This window comes from Sphingopyxis sp. Q841 (assembly GCF_052384365.1).
Taxonomy (GTDB): Bacteria; Pseudomonadota; Alphaproteobacteria; order Sphingomonadales; family Sphingomonadaceae; genus Sphingopyxis; species Sphingopyxis terrae_A.
This window is the reverse complement of the sequence record NZ_JBQSUM010000001.1, coordinates 352,007-377,223: the sequence shown is the minus strand read 5'-3', so window position 1 is coordinate 377,223 and position 25,217 is coordinate 352,007. Positions and strand designations below refer to the sequence as shown.

Below are 25,217 nucleotides of genomic sequence, written 5' to 3'. Positions count from 1 at the left end.
CTTCATTCATGGCCCGTCCGCAATCCGCCCCCGAATTCGACAAGAAGAAGGTCGTCGCCGAAAATCGGCGCGCGCGCTTCGACTATGCCATCGACGAGGTGTTCGAGGCGGGGATCGCGCTGCAGGGCACCGAGGTGAAATCGTTGCGCTTCGGCGAGGGGACGATCGCCGAAAGCTATGCCGAAGTCGCGGGCGGCGAGGTGTGGCTGATCAACGCCAACATCCCCGAATTCAGCCATGGCAACCGTTTCAATCATGAACCGCGCCGACCCCGCAAGCTGCTGCTCAACACGCGCGAGATCAATAAATTGCACGCGGCGGTGGCCCGGCAAGGGATGACGCTGGTGCCCTTGAGCGTATATTTCAACGGACGCGGGCGCGCGAAGGTCGAACTCGCGCTCGCCAAGGGCAAGAAGGCGCACGACAAACGCGAGTCGATCAAGGAACGCGACTGGAAGCGCGACAAGCAGCGATTGATGAAGGAACGGGGATGAGCGGGGGGAAGCCGCGCGACAAGGCGGCGGTGATGAACTGGATCAAGCGCCACTCGCCGTCGCGTGAGGAGCTGCTCGAAAGCCGGTTCGTCAAGCCCTTTGCCCATCGCGTCGCGCATAGCCATTTATGGCGCTTCACCCGCACCTCGGTGCGCCGTGGCACCGCGCTCGGTCTGTTCGTCGGCATCTTTTTCCTGATCCCTGGCGCGCAGATACTGGGCGTGGCAATGCTCGCGCTGCCTTTCCGTGCCAATATTCCGATCGGCGTCGCGATGACTTTCCTGTCCAACCCCGCGACGACGCCGCTGCTGATCGCCGCGGCGGTTTGGCTCGGCAATGATCTGTTCGGGCTGCATGCGAATGTCGCGACCTTCTCGATCATGATCGACAATGGCGCATCGGTCGGCGAATGGGCGCGGTGGCTGTTGTCCGACGCTGCGCCGGCTCTGATCGCGGGCCTGTTCGTAATCTCGGTCGTCACCGCGGTGGTCGGCTTCCTGCTCGCGGCGGTAATCTGGGACAATTGGATCCGCCTGCGCTGGCGGCGCAAATTGCGCCGCGCGCGCGACCAACGACTTGAGTCATCGACGAGCGACACGGCGGCCGGTTGATCGCAGGCCGCCAGCTTTTATAGCTGTCTCCATCGCAGGATCCGCGCCATTCACGGTGCGGAGAATCATGTCCTGCCCGTCAACCTGGGGATAATCATGACACGTATGACGCATTCTTCGCGCCTGATGGCGACCGCCGCGCTGGGCGCGATACTGTTCGGCATGGCGCCGGCGGTTTCGGTTTCGGCCAAGGAGCAGGCCGCCGCCTCGGCCAAGGCCGACAAGCCCGAAATCGGCGATTTCGGCTTCGACACGACCGGCATGGACAAGAGCGTGCTGCCCGGCAACGACTTCTACGCCTATGCCAATGGCACCTGGGCCAAGAACACCGCGATCCCGGCGGACAAGTCCAACTATGGCATGTTCACCGCGCTTGCCGATCTGTCGCAAAAGCGCACGCAGGAGATTCTCGAAGCGGCGAAGGGCGATCCGAGCAGCATGATCGGACGCGCCTATGCCTCCTATCTCGATTCGGCGTCGGTCGAGGCGAAGGGGCTTGCCCCGATCCAGCCGTGGCTCGCGAAGATCCGCACCGTCGACAAACCGGGCCTTGCCGCGTTGCTCGCCGAAGCCGACCGCAACGGCGTCTCGCACTTCTTCGGCGGCTATGTCGGGCAGGACGACAAGAATCCCGACGTCTACATCTACACGATGTTCCAGGGCGGCCTCGGCATGCCCGATCGCGACTTCTACCTGAAGGACAATGAGCGCAACGCCAAGCTGCAGGCGGCTTACCTCAAGCATCTGGAAAATGTCCTGACGCTGGCAGGCGAACAGGACGCCGCGGCGCGGGCGCAGGCAGTCTATGCCTTCGAAAAGCAGATCGCGACGGTCCATTGGGACAAGAATGACAGCAGCGACGCCACCAAGGTCTATAACAAGATGACGCTTGCCGAACTGGAAAAGGCGGCGCCGGGCTTCGACTGGACGACCTTTGTTCGCGGCATCGGCGTCAAGGAAGACGCGCTGCTCGTGTCGCAGCCGAGCGCCTTCACCGGCGAGGCGAAGCTGATTGCCGACGCGCCGATCGGCGTGCTGCGCGACGCGCTGCTCGTCCGCAGCCTCGACGGCTTTTCGGACGTGCTGCCCGATGCGGTCGCGAAGGAAGCCTTCTCCTTCTATGGCACCGCGCTGTCGGGAACGCCGCAGATGCAGGAGCGCTGGAAGCGCGCGGTCGATTTCACGACCGGCAATCTGGGTGAAGCGGTCGGCAAGGATTATGTCGCGAAATATTTCCCGCCAGAAACCAAGGCGGAAATGGACAAGCTGGTCAAGAATGTCATCGCGGCGCTCGGCCACCGCATCGACAATCTTGCGTGGATGCAGCCCGAAACTAAGGTGAAGGCGAAGAAGAAGCTGGCCAATTTCACGACCAAGATCGGCTATCCCGATCGCTGGAAGGATTATGGATCGCTGGAGATCCGGGCCGACGACCTGTTTGGTAACGCGCTGCGCGCCAACCAGTGGCAGCATGACGACAATATCAGCCGTCTCGGCGGTCCGATCCGGCGCTGGGAATGGGGCATGACCCCGATGACGGTCAATGCCTACGCCAATTTCGGCATGAACGAGATCGTCTTCCCGGCCGCAATCCTGCAGCCGCCCTTCTTCGATCCGAAGGCCGACCCCGCAATCAACTATGGCGGCATCGGCGCGGTGATCGGCCATGAGATCAGCCACCATTTCGACGACCAGGGTTCGAAATATGACGAAACCGGCAAACTCGCCGACTGGTGGACGCCCGAGGATGTGAAGGCGTTCGAAGCGGCGAGCAAGGCGCTCGTCGCGCAATATGACGCCTATGAAGTGCTGCCGGGCGAGCATCTCGACGGCACCTTCACGCTGGGTGAGAATATCGGCGATCTCGCCGGCCTCAACATCGCCTATGACGCTTACAAGGCGTCGCTGGGCGGCAAGGAGGCGCCGGTGATCGACGGGCTGACCGGCGACCAGCGCTTTTTCCTCGGCTGGGCGCAGGTATGGCGGCGCAACTATCGCGAACAGAATCTGTCGCAGCGCATTTCGACCGATCCGCATTCGCCCTCGATCCAGCGGACTTGGGTCTCGCGCAATCTTGACCCTTGGTATAAGGCCTATCAGGTTAAGCCGGGCCAGACGCTCTATCTGGATCCGAAGGATCGTGTTCGCATCTGGTGATGCGCTGACTGGGAAAGTGTGAATTGACCGCGCAGAGCCTGCCTTCCGCTGATACCGATTTCAGCAGGGGGGTGGGCGCTGCCGGTCCGCTTTCCGCAATTCAAGGGCTTTCCCGGATCGACCTTGCGCTGCTCGGCGGCCTCGCGCTGGTGTCGGTCGGGCTGTTGTTCTGGGCCACCGGCGACGCGGTGCTTGCCGCCGGTTTCCTTGCCGGACTCGCGCTCGCGGCGGGCGGCATGATCCTCGCGCGGCGTCTGTTTCCGGCGGCCGCGGTGGGCGAGGCGGCGCCGACCGATTGGTCGATGCTGCGCGCCGCGGTCAATCATGACGATATTGCGATTGCGATCACCGACCGGGCCGGACGCCTCGTCTGTGCGAACGACCTGTTCGCGACATGGATGGGCGGCTTCGTCACGCCGCCGGGCCTGCCGCTCGAAGGGCGCGGCGCCGAGCTGCTCAAAAATGCGGGCCGGACCGCGTGGCGGGAAGGTGAGGGCGGGGTCGATGAAATCGCAGTCGGGCCCTTGCAACTTCGTGCACAAGTGCTGCGATCGGGGCAGGCCGAAGACTATCTCATCTGGCGCTTTTCGGCCCATGAACGGCTCGATCTGGCAGGAGAGATCGTCCGCCACCTCGACGGACCCGCAGGGCGCACGTTGGCGCAGGCGGGGGTGATGGCGGCGCTGGTCAGTGCCGAGGGCCGGTTGCGCGTTGCCAATCAGGCATTTCTTTTGCGCGCGCTCGGCGAAGAGGATGCGCTGCATTATGCGGGGCGCGATGTCGCCGGTATGTTGCGGCTCGATGATGCCGGCGCGCTCTATTTTGCGCGTGAGGGCGATCGGGCAACGCCGGTGCGGATGCTGCAAATCCCGCTGACGCCGGCCGATACGCACGGGCCGATGCTGCTCGCCATGCTCGACGAGGAGATCGGACCCGCCGATCGCGGCACCGCGCAAAGCTATATCGAAACGCTGCTGTCACTGCTGCCCTTCGGGCTTGCGCTCGTCGATCGCGACGGGCGCTTTCTGTACATGAACCGCGCTTTCATGCGCGCCGCGGGCGTCGCCGATGGCAAGAGGCCGCGCTACCCCGGCGATCTTGTGGTCGGCGAGGACAAGGGACCACTCGCCGACATGATCCGCCGTCACAGCAGCGGGCAGCAGGTCGGCGGCGATCTCTCGATCCGGCTGGCCGGACAAGGCGACGAACCGGTGTCGATGCGCGTCGTCGGCGTGCGCGGGCTGGGCGAGGCGGCGGTTCTGCTTAGCCTCAAGGATTCGAGCGAAGAGTCGCGCCTCAAGCGGCAGGTGGCGCAGGCATCGAAGATGCAGGCGGTCGGCCAGCTTGCGGGCGGCGTCGCGCATGATTTCAACAATATCCTGACCGCGGTGCTCGGAAGCTGCGATCTGATGCTGATGCGGCACACGCCGGGCGACAGCGACTATGACGATATTCAGCAAATCCGTAGCAACGCCAACCGCGCGGCGAGCCTGACGCGGCAGTTGCTCGCCTTTTCGCGCCAGCAGACGTTGCGGCCGCAGATATTGCAGCTTCCCGACGTGATTTCGGAAGTGTCGCATCTGCTCAAGCGGCTGATCGGCGATACGGTGCAATTGTCGGTGCATCATGGCCGCGGGCTGGGTGCGGTGCGCGCCGACCCCGGGCAGCTAGAGCAGGTCATCATCAACCTTGCGGTCAATGCGCGCGACGCGATGCCCGGCGGCGGGACGTTGACGATCGAAACCTATCCCGTTTCCGCCGCTGAAGTTCGCCAGATGGGCAATGAATTCATGCCGCCCGCCGATTACAGCGCGCTGAAGGTCGGCGATACGGGGACCGGCATTCCGGCCGAAGTGCTGCCTAAAATTTTCGAACCCTTTTTCACGACCAAAGATGTCGGCAAGGGGACAGGGCTGGGACTGTCGACGGTCTATGGCATCATCAAACAATCGGCGGGCTTTATCTTTGCCGACAGCAAACCGGGCGCGGGGACCAGCTTCACCATTTACCTGCCGGTCCACCGAGCCGAAAGCGGCGTGCCGGCAACGCCGCCGCCGGCTGCGAAGGCGAAGAAAAGCCAGTGGGGCACCGGTACCATCCTTCTCGTCGAGGACGAGGATATGGTGCGGGCCGTCGCCGAACGGGCGCTGACCCGCGCGGGTTATACGGTCGTTACCGCTTCGCAGGGCGAAGAGGGGCTTGAACGCTTCGCCGCGATGGACAAGATTGACCTGGTGATCAGCGACGTTGTGATGCCGACGATGGACGGGCCGACGATGGTCCGCGCGATGCGCGCCAAGCGGGCGAACCTGCCGGTGCTGTTCATGTCGGGCTATGCCGAGGAGCAGTTGCGCCAGTCGATCAACATCGATGATGTCGCCTTCCTGCCCAAGCCCTTCTCGGTTGCGCAGCTTGCAGAAGCAGTATCGATGGCGCTCGACGATGCGGCGCATAGGGTGGGTCATGGCTGAAGACAGGTTGATCCTGCTTGTCGAAGACGATGTCCTGATCGGCATGATGCTCGTCGATATGTTCGACGCGCTCGGCTATCCCGAACCGGCGCAGGCGACGACCAACGAGGAAGCGCTCGCGGTAGTCGCGTCGCAGCCGGTGGCGGGCGCACTCGTCGATATCAACCTGGGCGACGAAAAGGGATGGCCGGTCGCCGATGCGCTGGCGGAGCGGGGGATTCCCTTTGCCTTCACGTCAGGCGGCGGCGACGTGATTCCCGCGCCGCATGCGAACCGCAAGCTGGTGACGAAGCCGTTCCGTATCGCCGAAATCGAGGCCGTTCTGGATGGTTTTTTCGGGGAATAGCGCGCGCCTCGCCGATAGCGCAAAAATATTTGTTCTCCACTTGTTCCTATAGAACAAATAGCGTACACAGCTCTGGCGTTGCGGTGGTTCTGCCTTCGCTCTAGAGCTGGAAAGGAACGGTCATGGCCGGACAATTATCACTCGTCGAATCGGGGAAATCAGTGAACAGCACAGACAGGCAGAAGGCGCTCGACGCCGCACTCGCGCAGATCGATCGCGCGTTCGGCAAGGGCTCGGTGATGAAGCTCGGATCGAAGGAAGCGATGCAGGTCGAGGCGGTCTCGACCGGATCGCTCGGGCTCGACATCGCGCTCGGCGTCGGCGGTCTGCCGCGTGGCCGCGTTATCGAAATCTACGGTCCCGAAAGCTCGGGCAAGACCACCCTCGCGCTGCATTGCATCGCCGAAGCGCAGAAGACCGGCGGAACCGCGGCTTTCGTCGATGCCGAACATGCGCTCGATCCCGTCTATGCGAAGAAGCTGGGCGTAAACATTGACGAGCTGATCGTATCGCAGCCCGATACGGGCGAACAGGCGCTTGAAATCGTCGATACGCTGGTGCGCTCGAATGCGATCGACGTGCTCGTCGTCGACTCGGTCGCCGCGCTCGTCCCGCGCGCCGAAATCGAAGGCGAGATGGGCGACAGCCATGTCGGCCTTCAGGCGCGCCTGATGTCGCAGAGCTTGCGCAAACTCACCGGCTCGATCAGCCGTTCGCGCTGCATGGTGATCTTCATCAACCAGCTGCGCATGAAGATCGGCGTGATGTACGGCAATCCCGAGACGACGACGGGCGGCAATGCGCTCAAATTCTACGCCTCGGTCCGCCTCGATATCCGCCGCACCGGCCAGATCAAGGACCGCGACGAAATCGTCGGCAACACCACGCGTGTCAAAGTCGTCAAGAACAAGGTCGCGCCCCCGTTCAAGCAGGTCGAATTCGACATCATGTACGGGCAGGGCATTTCGAAGATCGGCGAAATTCTCGACCTCGGGGTCAAGGCCGGTCTCGTCGAAAAATCGGGCGCCTGGTTCAGCTATGATTCGATCCGCATCGGTCAGGGCCGCGAAAATGCGAAGAATTTCCTGACCGAAAATCCCGAACTGATGGAACGGCTCGAAAAGGCGATCCGCAGCCGCACCGATGCGGTGGCCGAAGAGATGATGACCGGACCCGACGCGGACGACGACGATATCTAATCCGGATCCGGCGAGCCGTCGCAATACGGCTCGCCGGCGAACGGCGGCGGGTCCGTGCCTCTCCGGCACGCCTCCTTGGATCTGCCCGACCCCTCTCTTGGCAGGTCGGCCCGGCCGCCGTTGACCATGCCGCCGCTGACCATGCTGGCGGGGGCGTGTACCGCATCCCGGCTTGCGTGTTCAGGGGCAAGGACTACACAGGCTCGATGCCCGCGATCCGCCTTTTCGGTTTGCCGACCGACGTCAACAGTAGTTTCGAACGCGGCGCGGCGGGCGGGTCTGCGGCGATCCGTGCGGCGCTGCGCAGCGATCGCGGCAATATGGCAAGCGAGCTAGGTCCCGAAATCGGCACGGATATCGCCTTCACTGACGATGGCGACCTGCCGCTGACCGAGCATGTCGCACACGACGATGCCGCGATCCGGCGCCATGTCGCGATGCTGCACGAGGATGGCGAAATTCCGCTCGCGCTCGGCGGCGATCATGCGGTGACATTTCCGCTCGTCGAAGCCGCCGCCGCTTGTTTCGGTCCGCTCAACATCCTGCACATCGACGCGCATCCCGACTTGTACGACGACTTCGGCGGCAATCCGCGCAGCCATGCGTCGCCCTTTGCCCGGATATGCGAAGCGGGCCTTGCCGCGCGGTTGGTCCAGGTCGGTATCCGCACGTTGAATCGCCATTGCGCCACACAAGCCGATCGCTTCGGCGTCGAGATCGTCCCGATGGCGGGCTTGGTTCCCGAAGCGGTGCCGGTGCTGAGCGGCCCGCTCTATATCTCGATCGACCTCGACGGGCTCGATCCGTCGGCGGCGCCCGGCGTCGCGCATCCCGAGCCCGGCGGGCTGACAGTGCGCGAACTGCTCGCGGTGCTGCACCGGCAGTGCGCGCCGATCGTCGGCGCGGACATCGTCGAACATCATCCGGGCCGCGACATCGGCGGCGTGACCGCTATTGTCGGCGCCAAGCTGGTGCGCGAGCTGGCGGCGTTAATCGATCGCAACGGATATTGGCGCGGATAAGAGGAGAATGCGATGAGCCTGATCGTCCACCATCTGAACAACAGCCGGTCGCAGCGCATATTGTGGCTGCTCGAGGAAATCGGCGCTCCATTCGAAATTCGCCACTATCAGCGCGACGCCGTTACCAACCTCGCGCCGCCCGAGCTGAAAGCCGTCCATCCGCTCGGCAAATCGCCGCTGCTCGAGGACGACGGGCGGGTGATCCAGGAATCGGGCGCGATCGTCGAATATTTGTGCGAGCGCCATGGCGGTGACGCCTTGATCCCGCCGCGCGGCACCGACAATCATGTCCGGCACCTTGAGCTGCTGCACTTTGCCGAAGGTTCGGCCATGACTCCTGTTCTCCTCAATCTCTATGTTGCCCGCCTCGGCGATGCTGCGGCGCCGCTGCGACCGCGGATCGACGAACAGCTCGGCGCGCATTTCGCCTATCTCGAAAGCGAGATCGGCGACGCCGGGCATTTCATCGGCGATCGCCTGTCGGCTGCCGACATCATGCTGAGCTTCCCGGCCGAGGTTGCGGCGATGAACGGTGCCGATCGCTATCCGCGCCTCGCCGCCTTCGTCGCGGCGTGCCACGCGCGCCCCGCCTGGCAGCGCGCGCGCGAACGCGGGGGCGATTATTTTGTCTTTTGATCGCCGGTTTGGCGTGCTGCTCCTGACCGCACTATTCACAGCGGCGACCCCGTTGGCGGCCGCGCCGCCCGTTCTGGGGCCCGGGGTCGAGCGCGACGTCGTGGTACCCGCGGGTAAGAGCTTCGAGCCCGCCCCAGCCGACGAGGAGGGCGCGATCGACCGCTTCACCGGGTTCACGATGGCGTTGGCGAAGCGCGACTATGAGGCGGCCTATGCGATGCTGCGCCTGTCGTTTCAGGCGTCGAACCCGCGGCTGGAATGGGAGATGAACCTGCGCAAGCGGGCTGCGCTGTGGGCCGATGGCACGCTGCGCATCCTGCGCCTGACCTGGTATGCCGACCCGGCGGGACAGCCGCCCGGCCTTTATGCCGCGTTCGATTTTCGCGGCGATCGCAAGGATGGCACGATGGATTGCGGCTATGTCGTCGTCCATCGCAGCGCGCCCCGTGCCGCCTTCACCGTCGTGCGCGTCGATACGTCGGAAGTGCCGCCTGCCCTGATCGAGGACGGGGTGCCCAAGGCCGACGTGCTGCATCAGCTTCCCTGCTATCTGGGCAAGGGCATCGCGACCGCTTTTTGAGCGCAGTGGCGCTGAGCCAGCCCTCATCGGACTTGCGGCGCGCGCCCGTTGTCCGCAATATGGGCCTGCGGTCATCCGATCGACGGAAGGCGGGGGGAGTTCGGGGTTATGGCAGGTCTGGTATTGGCGCTGTTGCTTGCGGCGGCGGGCGAGCCCGCAATTCGCGTCGAGAAGCTGGCCGCGGGTGGTTTCAGCGCCGATGTCGCCGATATCGAGGCGGCGCGGCTGACGACGACGATGGAAGAGGTCCAGCGGATTGCGGCGCAGCGCTGCGGCAAGATGAAGGTGCGTTTCGGCCGGTATAATTTCGACAGCCGCGTCGATACGACCCGCAATGTCATGATGATCGAAAATCTGCGGCAGAAATTCTTCTGCTACGATCCCGCGACCGATCCCTACAAGCCCGTTCCGGCGGACTGGAAGGCGAGCGACGCCGATACGGCGGCGGCGACCAGCTTTGTGACGCGCTTCCTCGACCGGCTCGATCGCGGCGATCAGGCCGGGATCGCGATGATGGACCCGCTGGCGGAAATCACGCCGAAGGACTGGGCAAACCTGCATGCCGGCGCCACGCAGTTCCAGACCGGCGACGGATCGATGACGCCGCAATTCGTCGCGTGGAGCAACAATCCAGATGGCGCCGCATATCCCGGCGCCTATGTCCTGTTTTCGGTGCTCGACGATCATCCGGGGATTGCCGGAACGTGCGGCGGGATATTGGTGCAGCGCGTTCGCGAAGGCGAATATCGCATCGCCCAATATGATGTGCAGTTCATCTCGCAGGCGCTGGTGAACCAGCAGGGGTTGACCGGGCAGCAGCTCGACCGGCTCTGCCAGCGCTGATGCTGCGCGTCTGTGCTTGAGTAACGGACGATCCGGCACTAGATCGCGCGCATGACATCGACCAACGACATCCGCCGCTCGTTCCTCGACTATTTTGCCGGGGCCGGCCACCATATCGAACCGTCGGCACCGCTGGTGCCGTTCAATGACCCGACGCTGATGTTCGTCAACGCGGGCATGGTGCCGTTCAAGAATGTCTTCACCGGGCTGGAGAAGCGTCCGTACAGCACGGCCGCGTCGTCGCAGAAATGCGTTCGCGCCGGCGGCAAGCACAACGATCTCGACAATGTCGGCTATACGGCGCGGCATCATACATTCTTTGAAATGCTGGGGAATTTCTCCTTCGGCGACTATTTCAAGGAACAGGCGATCGACCATGCCTGGACGCTGGTTCACAAGACCTGGGGCCTGCCCGCCGACAAGCTGACCGCGACCGTCTATCACACCGACGACGAGGCGTTCGACCTGTGGCGCAAGATTGCGGGTCTTCCCGAAGAGCGGATCATCCGTATCCCGACGAGCGACAATTTCTGGTCGATGGGCGACACCGGTCCGTGCGGGCCGTGCAGCGAAATCTTTTACGACCATGGCGACCATATCTGGGGCGGCCCGCCGGGATCGCCCGAAGAGGATGGCGACCGCTTCATCGAGATCTGGAATCTGGTGTTCATGCAATATGAGCAGATGCCGGATGGGCAGCGGGTCGACCTGCCGCGCCCGAGCATCGATACCGGCATGGGGCTGGAACGCATCGCGGCGGTGATGCAGGGCGTCCACGACAATTACGACATCGACACGTTCAAGGCGCTGATCGCAGCGTCGGTCGATCTGACCGGCGTTGCCGCCGAGGGCGGAAGCCAGGCGAGCCACCGTGTCATCGCCGACCATCTGCGCGCATCGAGCTTCCTGATCGCCGACGGCGTGCTGCCGTCGAACGAAGGGCGCGGTTATGTGCTGCGCCGGATCATGCGGCGCGCGATGCGGCACGCGCACCTGCTCGGCGCCAAGGATCCGCTGATGTACCGACTGCTCCCGGCGCTGACGACCGAGATGGGCGCGGCCTATCCCGAGCTGATCCGCGCGCAGGCGCTGATCGCCGAGACGCTGGAGCGCGAGGAGGTCAAGTTCCGCCAGACGCTCGACAAGGGGTTGCGGCTCCTCGACGAGGCGACCGTGGGCATGGGCAAGGGCGCGACGCTGCCCGGCGATGTCGCCTTCAAGCTCTATGACACCTTCGGCTTTCCCTATGACCTGACCGAAGATGCGCTGCGGGCGCAGGGTATCGCGGTCGATCGCGCGGGCTTCGATGCGGCGATGGCGCAGCAGAAGGCAGCGGCGCGCGCGGCATGGAAGGGCAGCGGCGAAAAGGCGTCGGATGAAATCTGGTTCGACCTTGCCGAAGCCAATGGCAGCAGCGAGTTCACCGGCTACACCTCGACAGAGGGCGAGGGCGAGGTGATCGCGATCGTCAAGGACGGCCAGCCGGTCGAGACCGCCGAAGCCGGCGACACGGTGGTCGTGCTGACCAATCAGACGCCCTTTTATGGCGAAAGCGGCGGCCAGATGGGCGACGCGGGAACGATCACAACGCTGGAAGGCGCCAAGGCCAATGTCGAGGATACCGGCAAGCCGCTCGGCCGGCTGCACACGCATCAGGCGAAGCTGGAGGCGGGCAAGCTGAAAGTCGGCGACACTGTGCATCTGTCGGTCGATGCCGCGCGCCGCGATCGCATCCGCGCCAACCACAGCGCGACGCACCTTGTCCACGCCGCGCTGCGCAACCGTCTGGGTGCGCATGTCACGCAGAAGGGCAGCCTGGTTGCCGAGGATCGTTTCCGGTTCGACTTTTCGCACCCCAAGGCGCTGACGCCGGAGGAAATCGCCCAGATCGAAGCCGATGTGAACGCGCAGATCCGGGCGAACGAACCCGTCTCGACGCGGCTCATGACCCCCGAGGACGCGATCGCAGCGGGGGCGATGGCGCTGTTCGGCGAGAAATATGGCGACGAGGTGCGCGTGCTCAGCATGGGCAAGGGCGACGAGCATAGCTATTCGGTCGAACTGTGCGGCGGTACGCACGTGCGGGCGCTGGGCGACATCGCCTTGTTCAAGATCATCAGCGAAAGCGCGGTTTCGTCGGGCGTCCGGCGTATCGAGGCGCTGACCGGCGAGGCGGCGCGCCAGTGGCTGCTGGGCCGCGACGAGGCGCTGAAGTCGGCGGCGGCGGCGCTCAAGACCTCGCCCGACGAGGTGCCGGCGCGCGTTGCCGCGATGGCCGAGGCGCTGAAGAAAGCCGAACGCGAGCTGGCCGACGCGAAGAAGGCGCTGGCGCTTGGTGGCGGCGGTGCGGGCGGCGGAGCGGCGGCGGGTCCGGCGATCGAACAGGTCGGCGATGTCGCCTTTCTGGCGCAGGTCGTCGAGGGGCTCGATCCCAAGGAACTTCGCGGCACGGTCGATGGCCTCAAGAAGCAGGTCGGCAGCGGCGTCGCGATGCTCGTCGCGGTCAATGATGGCCGCGCGTCGGTCGCGGTTGGCGTGACCGACAACAAGACGGGCAGCCATAGCGCGGTTGATCTGGTCAAGGTCGCGGTTGCGGCGCTCGGCGGGCAGGGCGGCGGCGGCCGTCCCGACATGGCGCAGGGCGGCGGCCCGAACGGCGGCGCGGCGGACGACGCCGTCGCGGCGGTCAAGGCCGCGCTCGCCTGAAACGGTGGGACGTGAAACCGACAAAGAAGACGCGGCGCACCGATCATGCCGAGAGGCTGATCGCCGCGCCGCTGGTCGATGTGTTCGCGGCCTTTACCAGCGCCGAAAAACTGGCGCGCTGGCTACCGCCCGAGGGCGCGACGGGCGCATTCGAGCATAGCGATCTGCGCGAGGGCGGCGGGTTCCGCCTGCGCCTGACCTTCGCCGACTCCGATGTCGAGACCAAGAGCGACGATGACAGCGATCTGGTCGCGGTGCACATCCCGGTGCTCGATGACGGGCGGCTGATCGTGTGGGAGGTCGAATTCGTGTCGGATGATCCCCGCTTTTCGGGCACGATGGCGATGCACTGGTATCTGTCGCGCAAGGGCGGCGGGACGCTGGTCACGGTCGATGCGCATCATGTGCCGCCGGGGATTTCGGCGAAGGATCATGAGGCGGGGCTGACGTCGTCGCTGGCGAAGCTGGCGGCGGTGGTGGGAGAAAGAGCGGCCAGTTAATAGCGACCTGTATCCCCGCGAAGGCGGGGATCCATCATTCGGCAGTGCAATTACGAGCCGGCGGGAGATGGGTCCCCGCCTTCACGGGGACACACAATTGAGAGTAGGGCTTGGAAAGGTTCAGTCCTCCCCCCCTTTCGCTTTCCCCCATGCGCGGGCGGCGGTGTAGCCGAGGTAGCCGGTGCCGAAGAGCGCGTAGAGCGGTTCGGGGATGCCGGCGAGATAGGCGTTCATGCCCTCTGCGATGCCCTTTGCCATGTCGGGGCGCGTGGCGGCGATCAGGCCCATCGGGATCGCCCACAGAAGCAGCGTATACATGACGTAGAGGAAGCTGGGCCGCGCGCGGCTGGTCCAGGGGTCGGTGCTGTTCGCTTCGGCGACGATCGCGGTCATCCGCGTTTTGATCGCCTCCATTTCCTGGCTGCCCTCGAGCTTCAGCAGTTCGAGCTTGGCGCGGTCGCGCGCTTCGGGGTCGGGGATGATCTTGTCGATCAGCTTGGCGACGGGGCCGATCAGGCCTTCGATGATGCTCATATTTGCAGATCCTTTTGCTGGAAGTTGTCAAAGTTCACGGTACGTCCCGGTATGATGATACTCATCAGCCGCCGCCGATGCGGTTTGCGAGCCAGCCGTAGAGAAATGCCTCCTGGCTCGGGCGGCGTTCGGCGAGCGCGATGTAGCGTTCGCCCTGCAGCGCCTCCATCGCGCGCAGCAGCACGGTTACGCCGCCCTTGCCGCGCGCTTTCAGAAGAACCGTCGAGTGCCGACAGCGTGCGCGGGCCGATGGCGCGGTCGACCATGATATCGGGATAGTCGCGCGCCGTGCGGTTGAGCGCGTTGCGTGCGCGCTGGAGAACGCCAGTGGCGATCGCGGTACCCATGTGACGCCGGTATCTAACGGCTCGGCCGCAATGCGCGGCGCGCGCGGCGATGCGATCGAAGGCGGGGCGCAGCCAATAGATGCGGCAATAGATGGTGGCCGCCTCGGCGCGGGGCAGATCGCGCATCGGCCCCGTATAGCCCTGCGCCCGCGCTACGGCATCGGTGATCCCCCGGCGGGTCGGGCCGCCGCAATCGGCGGGGTGGTTTACATATCCGCCTTCGCGGTCGATGAGGGCATCGATCAATGCGTCAATCGCAAGGCGGGGCAGGTCGGCAAGTGACATGATTCGCTTCTTTGGTTCACTGAGATATTGAAACGAACCATATTGGAATATTGTAGGAAAGGATTTTCATGCGCGCGCTGCAAGTGAGCCAATTGGCGCCCGATCACGCGGGTTGCGCGATCGCCGACCTGCCGCGACCCGAACCCGGGCCGGGCGAGGTGCGGGTGCGGGTGCGGGCAGCAGCAGTGAATTTTCCCGACCTGCTGATGACGCGCGGCGCCTACCAGCTCAAACCCGAGCTGCCCTTCGTGCCGGGGCTGGAGTTTTCGGGTGAGGTCGATGCGGTGGGCGCGGGCGTCGAAGGCTGGGCGCCCGGCGATGCGGTGATCGGCGGCAATCGTTTCGGTGCGATGGCCGAAGATTGCATCGTTCCGGCGGCGACGCTGCGGCGCAAGCCCGCCGCGCTCGACTGGGCGGCGGCGGCGGCGTGTCCGGTCGCCTATCTGACCGCCTATGTCGCGCTCGTCCGCTGCGCGCGGGTCGCGCCCGGCGACTGGGTGCTGGTCCACGGCGCGGCGGGCGGTGTGGGCCTGGCGACAGTCGATCTGGCGCGCGGACTGGGCGCGCGGGTGATTGCGGCGGCAAGCAGCGCCGCGAAGCGCGATGCCATTGCCGCGCTTTACACACCCGACGCGGTGATCGAGGCGGCGCCCGGTTTTCGCGCGACGGTTAAGGCGTTGACGGAAGGGAGGGGCGCCGAAGTCATCTTCGACCCGGTCGGCGGCGATGTGTTCGACGAATCGACGCGCTGCATCGCCTTCGGCGGCCGCTTGCTTGTCGTCGGCTTTGCATCGGGGCGGATTCCCGAGATTTCGGTCAATATGCCGCTGATCAAGGGCTTTTCGGTCGTTGGGGTGCGCGCGGGCGAATATGGCCGCCGCTTTCCCGAGCGCGGGGCCGAGAATATCGTCGCAATCGACGCAATGGCGGAGAGCGGGGCGATCCGCCCCCATGTCCACGCCGTGCTCGATCTTGCCGATTGGCGCGCGGGGTTTGCCATGCTCGAGCGGCGCGAGGTGGTGGGGAAGGTCGTGCTGACGCCCTGACGAGCGGGCGCGGCGGCGCTTTGGCCCGCGACTGCGGCACCACGGCGCAACTGGTATAGTTTTGCGACAAACCATGGGTCATTGAGCCGCGGGGTGCCCGGCGCTTTGCCGCCCATAGTGAAGGACGACATGTGAGAAAATTTCTGACGATTGCCGCGCCGCTGATGCTTGCAATACCGGCCGCGCACGCGCAGCCGCCGGCGCATAATGGCGAACGCATGTTCGCGATGATGGACGCCAATGGCGACGGCAAGCTCGACAAGGACGAGATCGCGAAGATGATGCAAATGCGCGCCGAGCGCATGGGCGAGCCATCGATGGCGACGCCCGAGCGGGTCGATGCGCTGATGAAGCGGCTCGACACCAATGGCGACGGCTTCGTCGACAAGGCCGAAATGGAAGCGATGCGCAAGGCGCGCGCGGCCGCCCCGCCGCCCGAAGCGCCCGCCGACGGCGCCGATCAGAGCGAATCCAACTGAAAAGACTGAATTGAACGGGGCCGGCGGCGGTTTCGGCCGCCGCCGGTCAATCACCGCCAATCAATGCGCGCGCGATCAGGAGCAGCGCTTCCAGCCCGATCCGCGTACCGCCTTGCCCGGGGTCGCGCCGGTCGGGTCGCCGCCGCGCAGCACCGCGGTACCGTTGACGAACACATCGCGCACGCCGGTCGCATATTGGTGCGGCTTTTCGAAGGTCGCGCGGTCGCCGACAGTCGCCGGATCGAAGATCACGACATCGCCGAAATAGCCGGGGCGCAGCGCGCCGCGATCCTGAAGGTTGAGGTTACCCGCGGGGAGCGAGGTCAGCCGCCGCACCGCCTCTTCGAGCGGGATCAGCTTTTCGTCGCGAACATAGCGGCCGAGCAGGCGCGCGAAATTGCCATAGGTGCGTGGGTGGGCGCCCGACTTCAGAAACACGCCCTCGGCCGCCTGCGATGCGGCGTCCGAGCCGAAGCTCATCCAGGGAAGCTGGATTTGGCGCCGGACATTGTCTTCCGACATCAGGAAATAGACGGTCCCGACGCGCGAGCCATCCTCGACGACAAGGTCCATCGCGGTTTCCTCGGGCGATTTTCCGCGCATCGCCGCCACTTCGGCCAGCGTCTTGCCGGTGAGCGGCTTGAGCGCGTCATTCTTGAAGCCTGTCAGGATCATCTTGTCGGCACCCGCGCCGATGTAGAGATTCTCCCAGTCGCTGCCCGGACTTTTCATTTCGGCCGCGACGCGGGCGCGGATCGCCGGATCCTTCAGCCGCTCGATCCACGCTTCCAGTCCGCCCGCCTGAACCCAGGTCGGCATGGCGGCGTCGAGCCCGGTGGCGCCCGCGGTATAGGTGTACATGTCGGCGGTGATCCGCGTTCCCGCGGCGCGCGCCGCCTCGATCTTCGCTACGACGGGCGCGAATTTGTCCCAGTTCGCGCGGCCGGCCATCTTGAGGTGATAGATTTCCGCCGGCGCGCCCGACCGGCGCGCGATGGCGATCAATTCGTCGACCGCTTCCTCAAGCCGGTCGCCTTCCGAGCGCATATGACTGATATACATGCCGCCGCAGCGCGCCGCCTCGCTGGTCAGCGCGACGAGTTCGTCGGTCTCGGCATAGGAGCCGGGGGCATAGATCAGCGAACTGCCGACCCCCAGCGCGCCTTCGTCCATCGCCTGACGGACGAGCGCGCGCATCCGCGCGAGCTGTTCGGGGGTGGGATCAACATCGCCTTCGCCCAGTTCGTGCACGCGCACTGTCGCCGCACCGACGAAGCTCGCGACATTGGGCGCAATGCCGCGCTTTTCGAGATAGGCGAAATAATCGCCCAGCGTCGTCCAGCTGATGTCATATTTGATATCGCCCTGACGCTCGGTCTCCTGCGCCTTCATCGTCGCGTTGAACGGGCCCATCGACCAGCCTTCGCCCATCACTTCGAGCGTCACGCCCTGGCGGATGTCGCTGAGGCTGCGCGGGTCGGCGATCAGCGATTCGGTTGCCCAGCTCAGCATGTTGATGAAGCCGGGCGCGACAGCCATGCCCTTTGCGTCGATCTCGGTCCGGCCGCGGCCCGCGACCGTGCCGACCGCGACGATGCGGTCGCCCTTCAGCGCGATATCGCCAACGACGGGGGCGGCGCCCGAACCGTCGTAGAGCGTCCCGCCGCGGATGACGACGTCATAGGCAGGGGCCGCGCCGCGCGCGCCGGCCGAGGCCGAAAGGAGCAGCGAGCTGGCGAGCAGCGCCGCGACGAAGGGCGAGCGGCTATGCATGGAGGCTCATCAGCGAATCCATCAACCCTTCGTCGGCGCTCGAGCAGACGCCGAGGACCAGCGCCTCGTCGCAGCCGTCGGCGACGACATAAGCGTGACCCATCGACGAATCGATATAGATGCCCTGACCCGCGTCGAGGACCACGGGATCGTAAAATTCGCTGTGCACTTCGATCCGTCCTTCGATGACATAGATGAACTCCTCGCCCTGGTGGTGGACGAGCTCGCCGAATTCGCTCGCACTGCGCGCGCGGATGCGCGTGATGATAGGGATCATGCGCTTTTGCCGCAGGTCGGTGCAGAGATAATGATAGTCGTAATTGTCGGTGGTGACGCGAACCGCGGTGTCGATGGTGCCGACGCTGCGCCGGCCGGTGACGCGCGGCGCGCTGTCCCCCGCATCTTCGGCGAACAGGTCGGACATGCGGATGTTGAGCCGCTGGCTGAGCTGTTGCAGCTTGTCGTAGCTGAGCGTCAGCCGGTCATGTTCGACCTTCGACAGCGTCGATACCGGGATGCCCGAGCGCGCGCTCATTTCCTTGAGCGTCCAGCCATTTCGGGTGCGAATTCCCCGCATGACCTCGCCGAGCGTCGGGGGATTCGATCGGGATGTCATCGGGTCGGTCCATTCCTCATTTGACAATTTTCCAATCAGGATCATTATGTCCGCATTGGGTCACTTATTGCTGACCCTTGGTAAGGCGTCTCGCGGCTCGCTGCAAGCATGTCGCGCGGCGCGCCGGATAAGGGGGATAAAGCGATGCGTTTCCTTCGCAAGCTTATGATAGGATTGGGAGTGCTGGCGGCCGTCCCGCTGGCCGCGCAGGGGCCGGTGCAGCAGATTGCCGCCAAGCCGGCGGAGCAGACGCCGGCCGTGCCGCCGCCGCCCGCGGGCGCGGCCAAGCTCGACGCCGCCGATGTCGAGGCGTGGCTCGACGGTTTCATGCCCTATGCGCTCGCGCGCGGCGAGGTTGCCGGTGCGGTCGTCGTCGTGGTGCGCGGCGGCGGCACGGTGCTGCAGAAGGGCTATGGCTTTGCCGATGTCGCGTCGCGCAAGCCCGTCGATCCCGCGACGACGCTGTTTCGCCCCGGTTCGGTGTCGAAGCTGTTTACCTGGACCGCGGTGATGCAGCTTGTCGAAGCCGGTAAGCTCGACCTCGATAAGGATGTGAACACCTATCTCGATTTCAAGATTCCGCCCTTCGAGGGCAAGCCGGTGACGCTGCGCAATATCATGACGCACACCGCGGGCTTTGAAGAATCGATCCGCTATCTGATCAGCAGCGATCCCAAGGCGGTGATGCCGCTGAAGGATTATGCGCGCGAAGCGCTGCCCGCGCGGGTTTTTGCGCCGGGAAGCACGCCCGCCTATTCCAACTATGCGACCGCGCTGGCCGGATACATCGTTCAGCGCACCAGCGGCGAATCCTTCGATGATTATATCGATCGGCACATTTTTGCGCCGCTGGGCATGAAATATGCGAGCTTCCGCCAGCCGCTGCCGGCCGCGCTCGCGCCCTTCATGTCGAGCGGCTACCGCGTGATGACCGACAAGGCCAAGCCCTTCGAAATCGTCGTGCCGGCCCCCGCGGGCAGCCTGTCGGCGTCGGGCGGCGACATGGGCAAGTTCATGATGGCGCATCTGAACAACGGCGGCGTGCTGCTGAAGCCCGAGACGGCGAAGCTGATGCACGATTACAAGGCGCCCGGCGTCGGCCCGCTCAACAGCATGGCGCTCGGCTTCTACGAACAATGGGTCAACGGGCATCGCGCGATCGCGCACGGCGGCGATACCGAATGGTTCCACAGCTATCTGTGGCTGTTCCCCGATTCGGACATCGGCTTGTTCGTGTCGATGAACAGCCCCGGCAAGGAAGGCGCAGCGGGCGCGATCCGCAGCGCGCTGTTCCACCAGTTCGCCGACCGCTATCTGCCCGGCACGCCCAAGCCCGGACAGGTCGATGAAAAGACTGCGCGCGACCATGCCGCGATGCTGGCCGGCCATTATGTGTCGAGCCGCGGGTCCTTCACCAATTTCATGAGCCTGTTCGGCCTGCTCGGCCAGGCGCAGATCGTGGTCGGAACCGACGGCAAGATCGCGATGCCCGCGCTCGACGGGCTGAGCGCCGGACCGCGCGACTGGGTCGAAGTCGAGCCCTTTGTGTGGCGCGACACCGGCACCGGCGAACGGCTCGCTGCCGAGGTCAAGGACGGACGCGTCGTGCGCATCAGCCTGGATGCCGCGTCGCCCTTCATGGTCTTCTGGCCGGCCCCGGCGGGCGAAAATGTCGCCTGGCTGAACCCGGCGCTGATCGCAGCGCTGCTGCTCGTGCTGCTTGCGGCGCTCGCGTGGCCGGTGCGCGCGCTGGTCCGCCGCAGCTATGGCGCGACCTTTGCGCTCGAAGGCCAGGCGCGGCGCGCGTGGCGGCTGTCGCGGCTGTTCGCGTGGCTCGTCATCGCGGCGGTCGCCGGATGGGCGATGTTCATCGTCACCTTCTCGGGCGATATCGGGAGCGTCGGCGGCCCGCTCGACTGGCTGATCATCCTGCTGCGCGTGCTGACGCCGATCGCCAGCCTTGGCCTGTTGGCGACGAGCGCGTGGCACCTGTGGCTGTGCATCAAGGACAAGCGCCGCTGGACGATGAAGCTGGGGGCGGTGCTGTTGCTGCTGTCGGCGCTGGTGCTCGTCTGGCTGACGCTGCACTTCCACCTCTATGGCTTCGGCATGGTCTACTGATGACGGCCGATGTCATGACCGGACTGACGCTCGACCTTCGCGTCGAGCGTTTTCCCTATCACCAGCCGTTCCGCATCGCGGGCCATGTGTTCACCGAGACTGCGCTGCTCGTCGCCACCCTGTCCGACGGCCGCCATGAGGGCCGCGGCGAGGGGGCGGGGGTTTATTACCTCGGCGACGATATCGACCATATGCTCGCCGAAGCGACGCGGGTGCGGCCCGCGATCGAAGGCGGCGCGACGCGCGAGGATCTGCAGCATCTGCTGCCCCCCGGCGGCGCGCGCAACGCGATCGACTGCGCCTTCTGGGATCTCGAGGCCCGGCGTGCGGGCAAGCCCGTTTGGGAATTGGCCGGGCTCGACCCGCCGCGCGCGCTGCGCTCGACGCTGACGCTCGGCGCCGACAGCCCCGAAGCGATGGCCGCCGCCGCGCTGGCGATCGACCCGCACGCGCCGGTGAAGGTAAAGCTGACGGGCGAGGTCGACCTTGACGCAGCGCGCATCGCCGCGATCCGCGCGGCGCGGCCGCATGCGTGGATCGGCGTCGATGCCAATCAGGGTTATGATCGCGCTACGCTGGGCGATCTGTTGCCGCTGCTCGTCGCGCATCGCATCGCGCAGCTCGAACAGCCGCTGCGGCGCGGGCGCGAGGCCGACCTCGACGGGGTCAAGCGGCCCTTGCCTTTCGTTGCCGACGAAAGCGCGCTGTCGCTCGCCGACACCGCCTCGCTCGTCGGGCGCTTCGATGTCGTCAATATCAAGCTCGACAAGTGCGGCGGGCTGACCGAGGGGCTGGCGATCGCGCGGCAGGCGCGGCGGTTAGGGCTCGACGTGATGGTGGGCAATATGATGGGTACCAGCCTGTCGATGGCGCCATCCTACCTCGTGGGGCAGCTCTGCGACATCGTCGACCTCGACGGGCCGACGTTCCTCGCGCGCGACCGCGAGCCCGGCGTCACCTATCGCGACGGCAAGATCCATTGTCCGCCGAGCCTTTGGGGTGGCGGCTGATATGAATTTTCCTGTCCTAAATGGGTTGACAATTTTCTGATTAGGACAATAGTCTTGAAAATGAAATTTTCTTGAGGTGGAGGGTGGAATGACCGCGTCATTTCCGGCGACGCGCCGCGCCTTTGTGGCGGGCGCGGTCGGGACAGCCTTGTCTGCGACGATCGCAGCGCCGATGATCGGACGCGGCGCCTATGCCTTCGCCGCAACGCCGGCGCGCAGCTATTCGACGCGCGCGGTCGATCTGGTCGCTGCTTCGCTCGTGATCGACATGCTCGCGCCGCTCAAGATCACGATGGCCCCCGATTATATCGCGCACCGCCTCACCGATGCCGAGGCGGGGGAGTTTCGGGCGAGCGGCATCACCGGCTTCCACAACAGCTTCGGCCTGGGTGGTCCCGATGCGCGGGCGCAGGCAATGGAATATATGGCGGGGTGGCAGGGCTTCGTCGGCCGCAACGGCCATGTCTTTTCGCTCGTCGACACGGTGGACGACCTCGACAGCGCAAAGGCGATGCGTAAATGCGCGGTCATCATGGGCATCCAGAATGCCGACCAGTTCGACAGCGTCGAGGATGTCGCGGTCTTTCGCCGGCTGGGCCTGCGCTGCGCGCAACTCACCTATAACAGCCAGAACCGCATCGGGTCGGGCAGCACCGACCGGGTCGATGGCGGGGTCAGCGACTATGGCGCGGCGATCATCGACGCGATGGAGCGGGCGAAGATTCTGATCGACGTGTCGCATTGCGGCGACCGCACCACGCTCGACGCGATCGCGCTCGCCAAGGGGCCGATCGCGATCACCCACAGCAATGCGCGCGCGCTGGTCGACCATCCGCGGGTCAAGACCGACGAGGCAATCAAGGCGCTCGCCGCCAAGGGTGGGGTTATGGGGATCACCGGAGTGCGGATGTTCGTCCGCGCGAGCGACCCCACCAATGTCGGCCATATGGCCGATCATATCGACCATGTCGCCAAGCTGGTCGGGATCGAGCATGTCGGCATCGGGTCCGACGCCGACCTCAACGGCTATGACGACATGGCGCCGGCGGAATATGCGGCGCTGAAGGCAAGCTACAAGGACAGCTATGCCTTTCGCGACAAGATCGACATCGACGGTTTCGACCACCCGCTCAAGGTCTTCGACCTGACCGAGGAACTGATCCGTCGCGGCTATTCGGACGATAACATCCGCGCGGTGCTGGGGGGCAATTTCCGCCGCCTGCTCGCGCAAGTGTGGGGGTAAGGCGATGAAACAGGGTCTTTGGATTGCAAGCAGCATCGCGGCGCTCGCGGTGGCGATGCCGGTGCAGGCGCAGGAAGCGGGCGGCGCGGAATATAGCGGCGAGATCGTCGTCACCGCCCAGAAGCGCGTGCAGAACGTGCAGGACGTGCCGATTTCGATCAGCGTGGTCGGCGGTGAGGATATCCAGCAGCAGGGTTCGGCCTCGCTCGTCGATTATGCCGGCTATGTTCCCGGCATGAACGTGAGCAACGGCGGCACGCCGGGGCAGACGACGATCACGCTGCGCGGCGTCGCACCGCTGAGCGCCGCGCAGACGGTCGGCATCTATCTCGACGATGCGCCGGTCGGATCGAGCGCGATCTACAATCGCGCGGGAGCCTTCACGATCGACCTGATGCCCTATGACCTCGATCGCGTCGAAGTGCTGAAGGGTCCGCAGGGCACTCTGTATGGTGCGAGCTCGATCGGCGGCCTTGTCAAATATGTCACGGTGCAACCCGACACGCATGAATTCCGCGTGCGCGCCGGGCTCGAGGGCTTTTCGATCAAGGATGCAGGTGGTCTCGGCTGGGGCGCGCAAGCCTATGTCAACGTCCCGATCGCGCAGGACACGCTGGCGATCAGCGGCAGTTTCGCCTGGCGCAGGAGCCCGGGCTGGGTCGACAGCGTCAATAATTCCGGGCTGACCGATCAGAATGATTTCGAACAGCGCGGCGGCCGCGCGGCGTTGCTCTGGCAACCAACGCCGCAATTGAGCGTCAAGCTGGCGGGCATTTGGCAGTCGCTCAATTCGGACGGCAACGGCCTCTATGCCGCGGATCTTGCGGGCAACCGGCTCGGCAACGGCCATTCGTTCAACAATTATGTCCCCGAATCCTATGATATTTCGCTCGATTATTATTCGGCGACGGTCGATTATGATTTCGGCGCGGCAACGCTGACCTCTGCGACCACCTACAGCAAGACGAAGAGCCGTCAGGTGCAGGATGCGAGCTATGCTTTCGGCGTACTCTTTCCGCTGCTTACGGGTGGCGCGGTCGATCCGGGCATCACGCCGTTTTACCTCGACCTCGGGCTCAAGAAGTGGACGCAGGAAGTCCGGCTGACCTCGCCAAGCGGCGGGCGGTTCGAATGGATGATCGGCGGCTTTTTCACCGACGAGAAGACGAGCAACGCGCAGCTTGTGCGGTCCTATGACATGAACGGCGATCCGATCGCCGGGCTCGATCCGCTGGCGATCGTCGGGCTGCCCGCGACCTACAAGGAATATGCGATCTTCGGCAATGCGACGCTGAAGCTCGCCGAGCAGTTCGACGTGACCGGCGGGCTACGCTGGGCGCGCAACAAGCAGACGTTCCGCCAGATTAGCTCGGGCGCGATCGTGCCCCAGGCCGACGATCCGGGAAGCTCTGCAGAGAGCGTCTGGACCTTTTCGGTCAGCCCGCAATTTCACATAAACAAGGACGCAATGCTCTACGGCCGCGTCGCCACCGGCTACCGTCCGGGCGGCCCGAACGTCATCGTTCCCAATGTGCCCCCGACGGTATCCGCCGACCGCATGACCAACTATGAGGTCGGACTGAAGGCCGATCTGGCCGACCGGATGGTGACGGTCGATGTCGCCGCCTTCTGGATGGACTGGACCGACATTCAGGTCGTCCGCTCGTTCGGCGGGGTCAATGGCGGGGCCAACGGCGGCAAGGCGACGAGCAAGGGTTTCGAGGGCAGCATCGCCTTTCGCCCGGCGCCGGGCCTGACGATCAGCGCGACCGGCAGCTACACCGACGCCTCGCTGAGCGAGGATGTTCCCGAAATCAGCGGAGCGAAGGGCGACCGTTTGCCAGCGGTGCCGAAGTTCAGCGGCGCGCTCCGCGCCGACTACGACTTTGAGCTGGGCGGCAGCGCCAAGGGCAGCCTCGGCGCCGGCATCCGCCACGCGAGCAGCCGCTTGTCGCTGGTCGAAAGCGATCCTCTGACCGCGCGCGCCGAGCCGCATACCTCGGTCGACCTCAATGCGTCGGTGACGTGGGACGGCCATTGGACGCTGCGCGCCTACGCGCGTAACCTGTTCGACAACAAGGGCGAGATGGCGCGCTCGACGATGGCGGACGGGCTGAACCAGCCGAGCTTCCTGTCGATCTCGCCGTTGCAGCCGCGCACGATCGGCGTCGCGATCGACATGGCCTTTTGAACGAAAG

21 protein-coding genes and 1 pseudogene are annotated in these 25,217 nt (G+C 65.0%); 18 read left to right on the top strand and 4 right to left on the bottom strand.

Annotated elements, in window-relative coordinates; all coding sequences use genetic code 11:
* Positions 1–8: 8 nt before the first annotated feature.
* The 12 genes from smpB (at position 9) to ACT17R_RS01875 (ending at position 13,565) form a co-directional block, all read left to right on the top strand.
* Positions 9–494: an SsrA-binding protein SmpB gene (smpB, locus tag ACT17R_RS01930; protein WP_062902814.1), complete on the top strand. Its 486-nt coding sequence runs from the start codon at positions 9–11 to the stop codon at positions 492–494.
* A complete protein-coding gene (locus tag ACT17R_RS01925; RefSeq protein WP_082819993.1) occupies positions 491–1,105 on the top strand; it encodes a DUF2062 domain-containing protein in 615 nt (204 codons plus the stop codon). The genes smpB and ACT17R_RS01925 overlap by 4 nt, the downstream gene beginning before the upstream one ends.
* Positions 1,106–1,210: 105 nt before the next feature.
* Positions 1,211–3,262: a M13 family metallopeptidase gene (locus ACT17R_RS01920; RefSeq protein ID WP_263587473.1), complete on the top strand. Its 2,052-nt coding sequence runs from the start codon at positions 1,211–1,213 to the stop codon at positions 3,260–3,262.
* 71 nt (positions 3,263–3,333) lie between these two features.
* Positions 3,334–5,733 (top strand): hybrid sensor histidine kinase/response regulator, encoded by a 2,400-nt coding sequence (locus tag ACT17R_RS01915; protein WP_062902813.1) that lies wholly within the window; start codon positions 3,334–3,336, stop codon positions 5,731–5,733.
* A complete protein-coding gene (locus tag ACT17R_RS01910; RefSeq protein WP_062902812.1) occupies positions 5,726–6,079 on the top strand; it encodes a response regulator in 354 nt (117 codons plus the stop codon). Before ACT17R_RS01915 ends, ACT17R_RS01910 begins: the two co-directional genes overlap by 8 nt.
* Before the next feature lie 122 nt (positions 6,080–6,201).
* A complete protein-coding gene (recA, locus tag ACT17R_RS01905; RefSeq protein ID WP_003050311.1) occupies positions 6,202–7,278 on the top strand; it encodes a recombinase RecA in 1,077 nt (358 codons plus the stop codon).
* Between the two features lie 206 nt (positions 7,279–7,484).
* Complete coding sequence (locus ACT17R_RS01900) at positions 7,485–8,300, top strand: agmatinase family protein (protein ID WP_263587472.1); 816 nt, start codon at positions 7,485–7,487, stop codon at positions 8,298–8,300.
* A 12-nt stretch (positions 8,301–8,312) separates the two neighbouring features.
* On the top strand, positions 8,313–8,936 hold the full coding sequence (locus ACT17R_RS01895; RefSeq protein WP_062902810.1) for a glutathione S-transferase family protein: 624 nt from the start codon (positions 8,313–8,315) through the stop codon (positions 8,934–8,936).
* 13 nt (positions 8,937–8,949) lie between these two features.
* Positions 8,950–9,516: a hypothetical protein gene (locus ACT17R_RS01890; RefSeq protein ID WP_238929690.1), complete on the top strand. Its 567-nt coding sequence runs from the start codon at positions 8,950–8,952 to the stop codon at positions 9,514–9,516.
* A 108-nt stretch (positions 9,517–9,624) separates the two neighbouring features.
* Entirely contained in the window at positions 9,625–10,359 is a 735-nt protein-coding gene (locus tag ACT17R_RS01885) for a hypothetical protein (RefSeq protein WP_444808868.1), read from the top strand.
* 51 nt (positions 10,360–10,410) lie between these two features.
* The gene (alaS, locus tag ACT17R_RS01880) at positions 10,411–13,065 is read left to right on the top strand and encodes an alanine--tRNA ligase (RefSeq protein WP_444808867.1); all 2,655 of its coding nucleotides are present in this window, start codon (positions 10,411–10,413) and stop codon (positions 13,063–13,065) included.
* An 11-nt stretch (positions 13,066–13,076) separates the two neighbouring features.
* Positions 13,077–13,565 carry an SRPBCC family protein gene (locus ACT17R_RS01875; protein WP_444808866.1) on the top strand — a complete coding sequence of 163 codons (489 nt, stop codon included), beginning with the start codon at positions 13,077–13,079 and terminating at the stop codon, positions 13,563–13,565.
* 120 nt (positions 13,566–13,685) lie between these two features.
* Here ACT17R_RS01875 and ACT17R_RS01870 read toward each other — a convergent pair whose 3' ends face one another.
* Together ACT17R_RS01870 and ACT17R_RS01865 are read right to left on the bottom strand one after the other, a co-directional pair.
* On the bottom strand, positions 13,686–14,099 hold the full coding sequence (locus tag ACT17R_RS01870) for a holin family protein (protein ID WP_186402348.1): 414 nt from the start codon (positions 14,097–14,099) through the stop codon (positions 13,686–13,688).
* A gap of 64 nt (positions 14,100–14,163) precedes the next feature.
* Positions 14,164–14,731: pseudogene (locus tag ACT17R_RS01865) on the bottom strand (glycoside hydrolase family 108 protein).
* A gap of 68 nt (positions 14,732–14,799) precedes the next feature.
* On the opposite strand from ACT17R_RS01865, the gene ACT17R_RS01860 reads away from it, so the two are divergent.
* On the top strand, positions 14,800–15,777 hold the full coding sequence (locus tag ACT17R_RS01860; protein ID WP_444808865.1) for an NADPH:quinone oxidoreductase family protein: 978 nt from the start codon (positions 14,800–14,802) through the stop codon (positions 15,775–15,777).
* A 131-nt stretch (positions 15,778–15,908) separates the two neighbouring features.
* Positions 15,909–16,256 carry an EF-hand domain-containing protein gene (locus ACT17R_RS01855; protein WP_133058461.1) on the top strand — a complete coding sequence of 116 codons (348 nt, stop codon included), beginning with the start codon at positions 15,909–15,911 and terminating at the stop codon, positions 16,254–16,256.
* Between the two features lie 75 nt (positions 16,257–16,331).
* Here the strand turns inward: ACT17R_RS01855 and ACT17R_RS01850 are convergent, their stop codons facing one another.
* Together ACT17R_RS01850 and ACT17R_RS01845 are read right to left on the bottom strand one after the other, a co-directional pair.
* Positions 16,332–18,029, bottom strand: a complete 1,698-nt coding sequence (locus ACT17R_RS01850; protein WP_062902802.1) for an N-acyl-D-amino-acid deacylase family protein — start codon at positions 18,027–18,029, stop codon at positions 16,332–16,334.
* Positions 18,022–18,645: a helix-turn-helix domain-containing protein gene (locus ACT17R_RS01845; protein WP_062765817.1), complete on the bottom strand. Its 624-nt coding sequence runs from the start codon at positions 18,643–18,645 to the stop codon at positions 18,022–18,024. Before ACT17R_RS01845 ends, ACT17R_RS01850 begins: the two co-directional genes overlap by 8 nt.
* Before the next feature lie 144 nt (positions 18,646–18,789).
* Between ACT17R_RS01845 and ACT17R_RS01840 the strand changes: the two genes are divergently transcribed.
* From ACT17R_RS01840 to ACT17R_RS01825, 4 genes are all read left to right on the top strand, one after another.
* Positions 18,790–20,766 carry a serine hydrolase domain-containing protein gene (locus tag ACT17R_RS01840; protein WP_062903254.1) on the top strand — a complete coding sequence of 659 codons (1,977 nt, stop codon included), beginning with the start codon at positions 18,790–18,792 and terminating at the stop codon, positions 20,764–20,766.
* On the top strand, positions 20,766–21,776 hold the full coding sequence (locus ACT17R_RS01835) for a dipeptide epimerase (protein WP_222103021.1): 1,011 nt from the start codon (positions 20,766–20,768) through the stop codon (positions 21,774–21,776). Before ACT17R_RS01840 ends, ACT17R_RS01835 begins: the two co-directional genes overlap by 1 nt.
* An 88-nt stretch (positions 21,777–21,864) precedes the next feature.
* A complete protein-coding gene (locus ACT17R_RS01830) occupies positions 21,865–23,019 on the top strand; it encodes a dipeptidase (RefSeq protein ID WP_444808864.1) in 1,155 nt (384 codons plus the stop codon).
* A 4-nt stretch (positions 23,020–23,023) separates the two neighbouring features.
* Positions 23,024–25,210 carry a TonB-dependent receptor gene (locus ACT17R_RS01825; protein ID WP_444808863.1) on the top strand — a complete coding sequence of 729 codons (2,187 nt, stop codon included), beginning with the start codon at positions 23,024–23,026 and terminating at the stop codon, positions 25,208–25,210.
* The last annotated feature ends 7 nt before the right edge of the window (positions 25,211–25,217 follow it).

Bases quoted from the DNA above. Each gene is read 5' to 3' on its own strand.
- ACT17R_RS01870 (WP_186402348.1), bottom strand. From the start codon at position 14,099: ATGAGCATCATCGAAGGCCTGATCGGCCCCGTCGCCAAGCTGATCGAC.
- ACT17R_RS01860 (WP_444808865.1), top strand. From the start codon at position 14,800: ATGCGCGCGCTGCAAGTGAGCCAATTGGCGCCCGATCACGCGGGTTGC.
- ACT17R_RS01840 (WP_062903254.1), top strand. From the start codon at position 18,790: ATGCGTTTCCTTCGCAAGCTTATGATAGGATTGGGAGTGCTGGCGGCC.
- ACT17R_RS01925 (WP_082819993.1), top strand. From the start codon at position 491: ATGAGCGGGGGGAAGCCGCGCGACAAGGCGGCGGTGATGAACTGGATC.
- ACT17R_RS01850 (WP_062902802.1), bottom strand. From the start codon at position 18,029: ATGCATAGCCGCTCGCCCTTCGTCGCGGCGCTGCTCGCCAGCTCGCTG.
- ACT17R_RS01830 (WP_444808864.1), top strand. From the start codon at position 21,865: ATGACCGCGTCATTTCCGGCGACGCGCCGCGCCTTTGTGGCGGGCGCG.
- alaS (WP_444808867.1), top strand. From the start codon at position 10,411: ATGACATCGACCAACGACATCCGCCGCTCGTTCCTCGACTATTTTGCC.
- recA (WP_003050311.1), top strand. From the start codon at position 6,202: ATGGCCGGACAATTATCACTCGTCGAATCGGGGAAATCAGTGAACAGC.
- ACT17R_RS01910 (WP_062902812.1), top strand. From the start codon at position 5,726: ATGGCTGAAGACAGGTTGATCCTGCTTGTCGAAGACGATGTCCTGATC.
- ACT17R_RS01895 (WP_062902810.1), top strand. From the start codon at position 8,313: ATGAGCCTGATCGTCCACCATCTGAACAACAGCCGGTCGCAGCGCATA.
- ACT17R_RS01835 (WP_222103021.1), top strand. From the start codon at position 20,766: ATGACGGCCGATGTCATGACCGGACTGACGCTCGACCTTCGCGTCGAG.
- ACT17R_RS01885 (WP_444808868.1), top strand. From the start codon at position 9,625: ATGGCAGGTCTGGTATTGGCGCTGTTGCTTGCGGCGGCGGGCGAGCCC.
- ACT17R_RS01900 (WP_263587472.1), top strand. From the start codon at position 7,485: ATGCCCGCGATCCGCCTTTTCGGTTTGCCGACCGACGTCAACAGTAGT.
- ACT17R_RS01825 (WP_444808863.1), top strand. From the start codon at position 23,024: ATGAAACAGGGTCTTTGGATTGCAAGCAGCATCGCGGCGCTCGCGGTG.
- ACT17R_RS01920 (WP_263587473.1), top strand. From the start codon at position 1,211: ATGACGCATTCTTCGCGCCTGATGGCGACCGCCGCGCTGGGCGCGATA.
- smpB (WP_062902814.1), top strand. From the start codon at position 9: ATGGCCCGTCCGCAATCCGCCCCCGAATTCGACAAGAAGAAGGTCGTC.
- ACT17R_RS01845 (WP_062765817.1), bottom strand. From the start codon at position 18,645: ATGACATCCCGATCGAATCCCCCGACGCTCGGCGAGGTCATGCGGGGA.